This window comes from Streptomyces sp. NTH33 (genome assembly GCF_003236365.1).
Taxonomy (GTDB): domain Bacteria; phylum Actinomycetota; class Actinomycetes; order Streptomycetales; family Streptomycetaceae; genus Streptomyces.
This window is the reverse complement of the sequence record NZ_POTZ01000254.1, coordinates 1-10,527: the sequence shown is the minus strand read 5'-3', so window position 1 is coordinate 10,527 and position 10,527 is coordinate 1. Positions and strand designations below refer to the sequence as shown.

Genomic DNA, 10,527 nt, shown 5'->3' with positions numbered 1-10,527 from the left:
CACCGACGCGGACGTCGAGGCCTTCAAGCAGCAGCTCGGGCGGCCGCCGCGCGGGCTGCGCGCGATCGCGCACCGCTGTCCCTGCGGCCGGCCGGACGTCGTGGAGACCGCCCCGCGGCTGCCCGACGGCACACCCTTCCCCACGCTGTACTACCTGACGTGTCCGCGCGCCGCCTCCGCCATCGGCACCCTCGAGGCCGAGGGCGTGATGAAGGAGATGACCGAGCGGCTGGCCACCGACCCCGAGCTGGCGGCGGCGTACCGGGCCGCGCACGAGGACTACATCCGGCGCCGGGACGAGATCGAGGAGCTGACCGGCTTCCCGAGCGCGGGCGGCATGCCGGACCGGGTCAAGTGCCTGCACGTCCTGGTCGCCCACTCGCTGGCCGCCGGCCCGGGCGTGAACCCGCTCGGTGACGAGGCCATCGCGATGCTGCCCGAGTGGTGGCGCAAGGGCCCGTGCGTGACGGTCGCCGCGCCGCCCGCCGGTGACGGGCGGCAGGTGGACGGCTCGGACACGGGCTGGTTCGCCGCCAAGCCGGTCGAGGAGGACGAGCAGTGACCCGGGTCGCCGCCGTCGACTGCGGTACGAACTCCATCCGCCTGCTCGTCGCGGACGCCGACCCCGCCACCGGCGAACTCGTCGACCTGGACCGCCGCATGACCATCGTGCGGCTCGGCCAGGGCGTCGACCGCACCGGCCGGCTCGCCCCCGAGGCGCTCGAGCGGACCTTCGCGGCCTGCCGCGAGTACGCCGGGATCATCAAGGAGCACGGCGCCGAGCGGCTGCGTTTCGTGGCCACCTCCGCCTCCCGGGACGCCGAGAACCGTCAGGAGTTCACCCGCGGGGTGATGGACATCCTCGGCGTCGAGCCGGAGGTGATCTCCGGCGACCAGGAGGCGGAGTTCTCCTTCACGGGCGCCACGAAGGAACTGACGGGGCGTGGGGACCTCGCCCGGCCCTTCCTGGTGGTGGACATCGGCGGCGGCTCGACGGAGTTCGTCGTCGGCGACGACCACGTGCGCGCGGCCCGTTCGGTGGACGTGGGCTGCGTCCGTATGACCGAGCGCCACCTGGTGCGAGGCGGCGTGGTCACCGACCCGCCCACCGAGGAGCGGATCGCCGCCATGCGGGCCGACATCGAGGCCGCGCTCGACCGCGCCGAGGAGACGGTCCCGCTGCGCGAGGCGCGCACCCTGGTGGGTCTGGCCGGCTCGGTGACGACGGTGTCGGCGATCGCCCAGGACCTGCCCGCGTACGACTCGGCGGCCATCCACCACTCCCGCGTCTCCCACGACCGCGTCCGTGAGATCACCAGGGCGCTGCTCCACTCCACGCACGCCGAGCGCGCCGCGATCCCGTCCCTGCACCCGGGCCGCGTCGACGTCATCGGCGCGGGCGCCCTCGTCCTGCTGACGATCATGGAACGCGTCGGTGCAGAGGAGGTCGTCGTCAGCGAGCACGACATCCTCGACGGCATCGCGTGGTCGGTGGCGTAGGCTCGTTGATTACCAGCCAGTAGCGTTCGCGTGAGCGGGTCGGATACCGTGTGAGCGGTGCCCAGGGGCCCTTTTCCGGCGCCCCTGGGGGCAGTCCTCCGGGAAGCTTCGTGAAGTTCTTCACAAGGAAACCGGCACGGCCCGAGGGTAAAAGGGTCTCCGCAGGCCCATTCGGGGGCTCAGCAGGTGTGAAACAGTGCTCGGGGAGACGCCGGGCAGGGGATCCGCAAGGGCCGTTCGGTCCCTCCCCGCGGGGCCTTTGGCAGTGCAGAGGAGCAGCTCACACGGCCTTGACAACGGTCCGAACCGGACGGCGACCGCCTTCCGGCGGCGAGCCCTGCGCGAAGAGAGGCGCGGACTATAACACAGGCCCCGCCCAAGCTTGTGAAGGGGCGCACGAGCTCCCCCTCCGAGGTGGGGGGATACTCGATGCCATGAGCACCACGGAGCGTCCCAGGATCCTCGTAGTAGGCGGTGGGTACGTAGGCCTGTACGCGGCTCGGCGCATCCTGAAGAAGATGCGCTACGGCGAGGCGACCGTCACGGTCGTCGACCCCCGGTCGTACATGACCTACCAGCCCTTCCTCCCCGAAGCAGCCGCCGGCAACATCTCCCCCCGTCATGTCGTCGTCCCGCTGCGGCGCGTGCTGCCCAAGGCGGAGGTCCTCACCGGCCGGGTCACCACCATCGACCAGGACCGCAAGGTCGCCACGGTCACCCCGCTGGTCGGCGAGTCCTACGAGCTGCCCTTCGACTACCTGGTCATTGCGATGGGCGCGGTCTCCCGCACCTTCCCGATCCCCGGCCTCGCCGAGCAGGGCATCGGCATGAAGGGCATCGAGGAGGCCATCGGCCTGCGCAACCACGTCCTGGAGCAGCTCGACAAGGCCGACTCCACCACGGACGAGGAGATCCGCCGCAAGGCGCTCACCTTCGTCTTCATCGGCGGTGGCTTCGCCGGCGCCGAGACCATCGGCGAGGTCGAGGACATGGCCCGGGACGCGGCCAAGTACTACCGGAACGTGTCCCGCGAGGACATGCGCTTCATCCTCGTCGACGCCGCCGACAAGATCCTCCCCGAGGTCGGCCCGAAGCTCGGCCAGTACGGCAGGGAGCACCTGGAGAGCCGCGGTGTGGAGGTCTACCTCTCCACCTCCATGGAGTCCTGCGTCGACGGCCACGTGGTGCTGAAGAACGGGCTCGAGGTCGACTCCAACACCATCGTGTGGACCGCCGGCGTCAAGCCGAACCCGGTGCTGGCCCGCTTCGGCCTGCCGCTCGGCCCCCGCGGCCACGTCGACACCCAGCCGACCCTCCAGGTCACCGGCACCGACTACATCTGGGCCGCCGGCGACAACGCCCAGGTGCCCGACCTCGTCGGCCGCGAGGCGGGCAACGAGAACGCCTGGTGCCCGCCGAACGCCCAGCACGCGCTGCGCCAGGCCAAGGCCCTCGGCGACAACGTGATCTCCGGCATGCGGGGCTTCCAGCAGAAGCCGTACAAGCACGCCAACAAGGGCGCGGTCGCGGGCCTGGGCCTCCACAAGGGCGTCGCGATGATCGTCATGGGCAAGATGAAGATCAAGCTCAAGGGCCGTCTCGCCTGGTACATGCACCGCAGCTACCACGGCATGGCCATGCCGACCTGGAACCGCAAGATCCGCGTCTTCGCCGACTGGACCCTCGCCATGTTCCTCAAGCGCGAGGTCGTCTCCCTCGGCGCGATGGAGAACCCCCGCGAGGAGTTCTACGAGGCCGCCAAGCCGGCGCCGGTCGCCGCCGCGCCGAAGACCGAGGAGAAGGCCAAGGCGTCCTGACGCCCGGTCACCGAACGATCCGAAGGGCCTCCCGCCATCCGTGGTGCGGGAGGCCCTTCGGGGTGTTTGCCCATCCGTGACGCCGTTGCGGGGCTGCGTCGCGGGCGCCTTGGTGTTTACGTGGTGGACGACATTCCGGCGTTCGTCGTCACGGAGGTGTTCACCATGCCCGACGCCGCGCTACGGCTCACGACTTCTCTCGAACAGTTGCTGGGGACCCCGCTTCCGGTGCGGATCCGCGCCTGGGACGGTTCGCAGGCCGGGCCGCCCGGGGCACCGATGCTCGTCGTACGCAACCGCCGCGCCCTGCGACGGCTGCTGTTCAAACCCGGTGAACTGGGCCTGGCCCGTGCCTGGGTGGCCGGGGACCTGACCGTCGAGGGCGACCTCTACACCGCTCTGGACCTGATCGCCGGCCTCGTCTGGGAGCGCGGCGAGGACGCCCCCGGGCTCACCCAAACCCTGCGTGACCCCGGGGCGCGGGCCGCCGCGCGCGCACTGGTGAGGCTGGCCGGGCCCCCGCTGCCGCCCGCCCCGCCCCGCGAGGAGGTCCGCAGGCTCCGCGGCCGCACGCACACCAGACGCAGCGACAAGCGCGCCATCAGCCACCACTATGACGTCGGCAACGACTTCTACGAACTCGTCCTCGGCCCGTCCATGGTGTACTCCTGCGCCTACTGGCCGGCCCCCGGACCCGGTGCCACCCTCGAACAGGCCCAGCGCGACAAGCTCGAACTCGTCTGCCGCAAGCTCGGCCTGAAGCCCGGCCGGCGCCTCCTCGACGTCGGCTGCGGCTGGGGCTCCATGGCGATCCACGCGGCCCGCGAGCACGGCGTGAGCGCCGTCGGCGTCACCCTGTCCCAGGAACAGGCCGCGTACGCCCGTAAACGCGTCGCCGACGAAGGACTCACCGACCGGGTGGAGATCCGCGTCCAGGACTACCGGGACGTGGACGACGGCCCGTACGACGCCATCTCCTCCATCGGCATGGCCGAACACGTCGGCGCCGCCCCCTATCTGGAGTACGCGCGAACCCTGTACGCCCTGCTCGGACCCGGCGGACGGCTCCTCAACCACCAGATCGGCCGCCGCCCGCAACGGGACGAGTCGACGTACCAGGTGGACGAGTTCATCGACGCCTACGTCTTCCCCGACGGCGAACTCGCCCCCATCGGCACCACCGTCACCCAGCTGGAGCGCGCCGGGTTCGAGGTGCGCGACGTGGAGTCGCTCCGCGAGCACTACGCGCTCACCCTGCGCCGCTGGGTCGCCAACCTGGAGGCGCACTGGGACCGCGCGGCACGGCTCGCCGGCCCCGGCCGCGCCCGCGTCTGGCAGCTGTACATGGCGGCCTCGGCCGTCGCCTTCGAGCGCAACCGCATCGGCGTCAACCAGGTGCTGGCCGTGAAGACCCCCGAGTCCGGCGACTCGGGAATGCCGCTGCGGGCCCGTACGTGGGGCACGCGGACCGCTTAGCGGGCACGACCGCTTGGCGGGCACGACCGCTTGGCGGACACGCGTGAAGGGCCTCCGTTCCACCGTGGAACGGAGGCCCTTCACGCGCGCGTGGCTACTCCGACTTGATGGCCTGCAGCATGTTCAGGCGGGCCGCGCGCCGGGCCGGCCACAGGGCCGCGAGGACACCGACCGTCGCCGCCAGCAGCAGGAAGACGGCCAGCCTCCCCCAGGGCAGAACCAGTTCGTACGTCGCCATCCTCGTGCCGAGCAGTTCACCGGCCGCCCAGCCGAAGAACACGCCGAGCCCGATGCCGAGGACGCCGCCGAACAGGGAGATCACCAGGGACTCCAGACGGACCATCCGCTTGACGCCCCTGCGGTCCAGGCCGATCGCGCGGAGCATGCCGATCTCCTGGGAGCGCTCGAAGACCGACATCGCCAGGGTGTTGACGACACCGAGGACCGCCACGATCACCGCCATGGCGAGCAGGCCGTAGAGCATGTTCAGCATCAGCGTGAACATCTGCGCGATGTTGTTGGATATGTCCTTCTTGTCCATGATCTGGATGGCCGGATTGGAGCCGAGGGCCTTCACCAGCTTGTCCTTGGCCGCGTCGGACGCGCCGCCGGCGGTCCTGACCATGACCTGCATGTCGGTGGGGTCCGACTGGTGCGGGGAGAGGGTGGCGTTGTCCAGCATGATCCCGCGGATCATCTCGTTGCCCTCGTAGACCCCGGCGACCGTCAGCTTCTGCTTCCGGCCGTCCTCGTAGGCGACGGTGAAGCTCGAACCGGCCTTCCACCGGTGCGACTTGGCGGTCTCGCCATCGACGACGACCCGGGTGCCGCCGACCGTGAAGGAGCCGTCCTCCACCTTCAGGTCCGTCAGCTCGCCGATCGCGGAGCCGTCGACGCCGGTCAGGTACTCGGTCTCGCCCCCGATGCGGGAGGGCGCGTTGCGCAGCGGGCTGGTGGCGGTGACGCCCTCGGTGGCGCGCAGCTTCCTGTCGATGTCCGGGGAGAGGAAGGTGCCGTTCGCCATCGACACCACGTAGTCGGCGCGGAGCGCGGACGAGGCCATCCTGTCGATCGCCTGCTGCAGGCTGCTCGCCATCACCGTCATACCGGTGATCAGGGTCAGGCCGATCATCAGTGCGGCCGCGGTGGCCGCCGTACGGCGCGGGTTGCGCACCGAGTTCTGCCGGGCCAGCCGGCCGGCGACACCGAACGCGCGCAGGACCGGGGCCGCGGCGGCGATCAGCGGGCGGGACAGCAGAGGCGTCAGGACGAACACGCCGATGATCAGCAGCACCGCGCCGAGACCCATCGGGGCCTGGGCGGAGTCGGTGTCCATCGTCGTGGCCGTCAGGACCACCGCGACACCGGCCCCCGAGAGCAGGGCGCCGACGGTGTTGCGCAGCACCAGCGACCTGGTGGTCGCCTTCGCGTGCACGCTGCTCATCGCCGCCACCGGCGGGATCCTGGCGGCGCGCCGGCCGGGCAGCCACGCGGCCACCATGGTCACCTTGACGCCGACCACCAGGGCGGTGACGACCGTGCCGGCCGTGACGACCAGCGGCCCGTCCGGCACGGTGGCACCCAGCGACCCCATCAGGGACCTCAGCCCCGCGCCGATGCCGATACCGGCGACCAGACCGGTCACGGCGGCCACCGCGCCCACCACGAACGCCTCGATCAGCACCGATCGGGTGACCTGCCGGCGGGAGGCGCCGACCGCGCGCAGCAGCGCCAGCTCCCTGGTGCGCTGGGCGACCAGCATGGAGAAGGTGTTGGCGATGATGAACGTACCGACGAACAGCGCGATCCCGGCGAAGACCAGCAGGCCCCGCTTCATCTCGCTCATCGAGTCCGCGATCATCCGCGCCTGGTCGTCGGCGAGCTGCTCGCCGGTGGTCGTCCGGGTCCTGTCGCCGGGCAGCGCCCGGTCCAGCTGCGCCTTCAGCGCCGTCTGGCTGGTGCCCGCCTTCGCCTTCACGTCGATCTCGTCGTACGTGCCCGGCTTGCCGAACAGCTTCTGCGCGGTCGCCGTGTCGAACAGGGCGAGGCTGCCGCCGGCGGCGACGTTGCCGTCGTCGGTGGTGAAGATTCCGGTGACGGTGGGCGTCAGGACGGGCCCGTCGACGGAGACGCGCAGGGTGTCGCCGACCTCGTACCCGGCGCGGCGGGCGGTCTCGGAGTCGATGAGGACCTGGTCCTCGCCGTGCGGGGCGGCGCCGGACTTCAGCGGGTACCGGGGGTCCTCACTGCCCCAGTAGTTGCCGCCCTCGGACCGGAAGCCGTCCCCGACCAGCCTGCCGTCCTTGCCGGCGATCGCGGTGAAGCCCCGGACGACACCGATGGCGGAGGCGGCCCCCGGCACGCGGGCGCTGTCGTCCAGCAGCTCCTGGGTCAGCTCGGCCCGCTTGCCGACCCGGTCGCCCCTGCCCTCCTGGTACGTGGCCTCCACGGCCACGTCGACATGGGCGAAGCCCTTGGCGGAGCTGTTCTGGAGCGCGTTCGAGAGGCTGTTGGTGAAGACCAGGGTCCCCGACACGAAGGCGACGCCGAGCATCACGGCGAGCACGGTCATGAGGAGCCGGGCCTTGTGCGCGAGTACGTTGCGCAAGGCGGTGCGGAACATGGTTCTGTCTCAGTCCAGACGTACGTGTACGGGGGGTACGGGGAGGGGGATCAGCCGGCGCGGCCCTTGCCGTCGAACTCGGGGGTCCGGGGCCGCGCGGCGGAGCCGCTGGTGTTGCCGCCCCCGGGAAGACGCCGCATGCGGTCGAGGACCGCGTCCGCCGTGGGCCCGTACACCTCGTCCACGATCCGTCCGTCCGCGAGGAAGACGACACGGTCCGCGTACGCCGCCGCCACCGGGTCGTGGGTCACCATCACCACCGTCCGGCCCAGCTCGCGCACGGAGTTGCGCAGGAAGCCGAGCACCTCGGAGCCGGAGCGCGAGTCGAGGTTCCCGGTGGGCTCGTCGCCGAAGACGATGTCCGGCCTGGAGGCCAGCGCCCGGGCGACGGCGACGCGCTGCTGCTGTCCGCCGGACAGCTGGGAGGGCCGGTGGCCCAGCCGGTCGGCGAGCCCGACCATCCCGATCACGGAGTCCAGCCACTCCTTGTCCGGCCTGCGGCCGGCGATGTCCATCGGGAGGGTGATGTTCTCCAGGGCCGTGAGCGTGGGCAGCAGGTTGAACGCCTGGAAGATGAAACCGATCTTGTCCCGGCGCAACGTGGTGAGCTGCTTGTCCTTCAGCGAGCCGAGCTCGGTGTCACCGACGCGCACCGAACCGGAGGAGAAGGTGTCCAGGCCCGCCACGCAGTGCATCAGCGTGGACTTGCCGGACCCGGACGGTCCCATGATCGCCGTGAACTCGGCCTGCCGGAAGTCGACCGAGACCCGGTCGAGCGCGACCACCTGGGTCTCGCCCTGTCCGTAGATCTTCGACAGGTCCCTGGCGCACGCGGCCACGGCGGTGGTCCGGCCGACGGCGATGGAAGAGGTGGTCACGGGTGGTGCTCCTGACGGGACGACGAGGTTCTCGGGGGACGCGAACCATCGTCGCGGCCGATCCCGCCCGTGTAGTCAGTCCCCGTTCCGGTTCCGGAGGCCGACTCGGGTCGGACCTCACCCGGACACGTCATACCTGGGAATGACGACCGCCCCTGAGACGCGCCCCTGACCAGGGACGTTCAGAACGGGTGGAGCGCCCTGGTTCGGACGGTGAAATCCCGTCATTCCGCGTAGGCTGCCGAGCGTCGCGCACAAAGCCGTTGGCAAGTGCCGATGGCCATTCCGTGGGGCTGATGGTTCATCAGTTACCAATGAAATAAGACAACATGAGTCGACCCGCCCGTCGCCCGGAGAGAGCGTCCCGATAGGCTCGGAGCCCCAGCGCGGACCTCATGGCCTGCCCGGATGGTGGAAAGCAGACACGGCGAGCTTAAACCTCGCTGCCCCTTCGCGGGCGTGCCGGTTCAAGTCCGGCTCCGGGCACCACTCATCACCCTCGGTCATCCCTTGCGGACCGTCCGTACGGCTCCGTCGATGCCGTGCGCCTCGGGGTCGCCCGATCGCCGGGCGCGTGTCCGCCGGGTGAGCGGCACGATCGGGCGGGCCATGGCTCCGAGGACCGCGAATGCGGCCACCGCCAGGGAGGCCGCGGCGGCGAGGGCGATGACGAGAACCGCCGTGCTTTCGGCGAAGAGGGCCAGGGTCACCGTGTAGAGCTGGAGGCCGGTCAGGGCGGAGCCGGTGAACCGCACGGCTGCCAGGTGGGCGATGACGGGCCCCCTCGCGTTCTTCGGTGTCATGCCCAGGACCACGTCGGGCCGGCGCACGCGGTTCCTCGACCGGACCACGGCACGCGCGGGCGCTCACGTGCGGGGACACCATTGACATCGGGTGGGTCCGGACGGAAACTCAGTGGACGTTTGAGTGAAGAATTCTTCACTGGGCGAACGTATGGACAGTTCGACCTGCCTCCGGGCAACGACGCCAACCCGAAGGGAACGACCGATGCGCACCACCGTCGGCATCATCGGAGCCGGACCGGCCGGCCTGCTCCTCGCCCGGCTGCTCCGCAACGCCGGGATCGACTCGGTCGTCCTGGAGAGCCGCGACCGCGCCTACGTCGAGCACCGCCAGCGGGCCGGAATCCTGGAGCAGGGCACCATCGACGTGCTGCGCTCCGCCGGGGCCGGGGAGCGGATGGACCGCGAGGGGCTCGGGCACGACGGGATCGAGCTGCGCTTCGACCGGCGCCGGCACCGCGTCGACTTCCCCGCGCTCACCGGCGGACGGTCCGTGATGGTCTACGCCCAGACCGAGGTGTGCAAGGACCTCATCGCCCTGCAGCTCAAGGAGGGCGGCCCGCTGCTGTTCGAGGCGGAGGCGCTGGCCGTGGAGGGGGCCGAGACCGACCGCCCCTCCGTCCGGTTCCGCCACGAGGGACGCGAGGGCGTCCTCGAGTGCGACTACGTCGTCGGGTGCGACGGCTTCTGGGGCGTGGCCCGCAAGGCGATCCCCGCCTCGCTCTCCCAGGTGTTCGAGCGGACGTACCCCTTCGGCTGGCTCGGCATCCTCGCCGACGTACCCCCCTCGCACGACGAGCTGGTCTACGCCCGCCACGACCGCGGGTTCGCCCTGCTGTCCATGCGCTCCCCGTCCGTCTCCCGGCTCTACCTCCAGGTGCCCGCGGACACCGACGCCGGGACGTGGAGCGACGAGCAGATCTGGGACGAGCTCGAGCGGCGGCTGGAGACGGACGACGACTGGACCCTGCGGCGCGGGCCGATCACCCAGAAGTCGGTGACCCCGATGCGCTCCTACGTCCACGAGCCGATGCGCCACGGCCGGCTGTTCCTCGCCGGGGACGCCGCCCACATCGTGCCGCCGACCGGCGCCAAGGGGCTGAACCTCGCGGTCGGGGACGTCGTCACCTTCGCGCGGGCGCTGGTGCACCGGAAGGAGACGGGATCCGCCGAGCTCCTCGACGCCTACTCGGCGAACTGCCTGCGGCGCGTCTGGCAGGCCGAGCGGTTCAGCTACGACATGACGACGATGCTGCACCGGGATCCCGGTGCCACCCCGTTCGACCTGCGCCTGCAGCTGGCCCGCCTGGACCGCGTCAGCTCCTGCCGGGCCGCCGAGACCGACCTCGCCCTGGGCTACACCGGGTTCCCGCTCGACTGACGGACGGGCCCGGCAGGAGCTGACGCGGTCCAGGCGGGCCAGCTGCAGG

At 71.1% G+C, this 10,527-nt stretch carries 8 protein-coding genes and 1 tRNA gene; 6 read left to right on the top strand and 3 right to left on the bottom strand.

Annotated features, from left to right (window positions below; translation table 11 throughout):
• From C1I97_RS22800 to C1I97_RS22785, 4 genes are all read left to right on the top strand, one after another.
• Positions 1–562 (top strand): DUF501 domain-containing protein (locus C1I97_RS22800; RefSeq protein WP_111005055.1); only part of this gene is annotated, 562 nt, incomplete at its 5' end.
• The gene (locus tag C1I97_RS22795) at positions 559–1,500 is read left to right on the top strand and encodes a Ppx/GppA phosphatase family protein (RefSeq protein WP_111005054.1); all 942 of its coding nucleotides are present in this window, start codon (positions 559–561) and stop codon (positions 1,498–1,500) included. The genes C1I97_RS22800 and C1I97_RS22795, both read left to right, overlap by 4 nt.
• Before the next feature lie 434 nt (positions 1,501–1,934).
• On the top strand, positions 1,935–3,317 hold the full coding sequence (locus C1I97_RS22790; RefSeq protein ID WP_111005053.1) for an NAD(P)/FAD-dependent oxidoreductase: 1,383 nt from the start codon (positions 1,935–1,937) through the stop codon (positions 3,315–3,317).
• 165 nt (positions 3,318–3,482) lie between these two features.
• On the top strand, positions 3,483–4,793 hold the full coding sequence (locus C1I97_RS22785) for an SAM-dependent methyltransferase (RefSeq protein ID WP_111005056.1): 1,311 nt from the start codon (positions 3,483–3,485) through the stop codon (positions 4,791–4,793).
• Between the two features lie 94 nt (positions 4,794–4,887).
• Here the strand turns inward: C1I97_RS22785 and C1I97_RS22780 are convergent, their stop codons facing one another.
• Positions 4,888–7,416: an ABC transporter permease gene (locus C1I97_RS22780; protein WP_111005052.1), complete on the bottom strand. Its 2,529-nt coding sequence runs from the start codon at positions 7,414–7,416 to the stop codon at positions 4,888–4,890.
• 50 nt (positions 7,417–7,466) lie between these two features.
• Positions 7,467–8,294, bottom strand: coding sequence for an ABC transporter ATP-binding protein (locus C1I97_RS22775; RefSeq protein WP_111005051.1), 828 nt, complete (start codon positions 8,292–8,294; stop codon positions 7,467–7,469).
• A 402-nt stretch (positions 8,295–8,696) separates the two neighbouring features.
• Here C1I97_RS22775 and C1I97_RS22770 point away from each other — a divergent pair.
• Positions 8,697–8,783, top strand: a tRNA-Leu gene (locus tag C1I97_RS22770).
• Between the two features lie 14 nt (positions 8,784–8,797).
• On the opposite strand, the gene C1I97_RS22765 is transcribed toward C1I97_RS22770, so the two are convergent.
• The gene (locus tag C1I97_RS22765; protein WP_111005050.1) at positions 8,798–9,124 is read right to left on the bottom strand and encodes a hypothetical protein; all 327 of its coding nucleotides are present in this window, start codon (positions 9,122–9,124) and stop codon (positions 8,798–8,800) included.
• Positions 9,125–9,302: 178 nt separating this feature from the next.
• On the opposite strand from C1I97_RS22765, the gene C1I97_RS22760 reads away from it, so the two are divergent.
• Positions 9,303–10,478, top strand: coding sequence for a 4-hydroxybenzoate 3-monooxygenase (locus C1I97_RS22760; RefSeq protein WP_111005049.1), 1,176 nt, complete (start codon positions 9,303–9,305; stop codon positions 10,476–10,478).
• Positions 10,479–10,527: the final 49 nt, after the last annotated feature.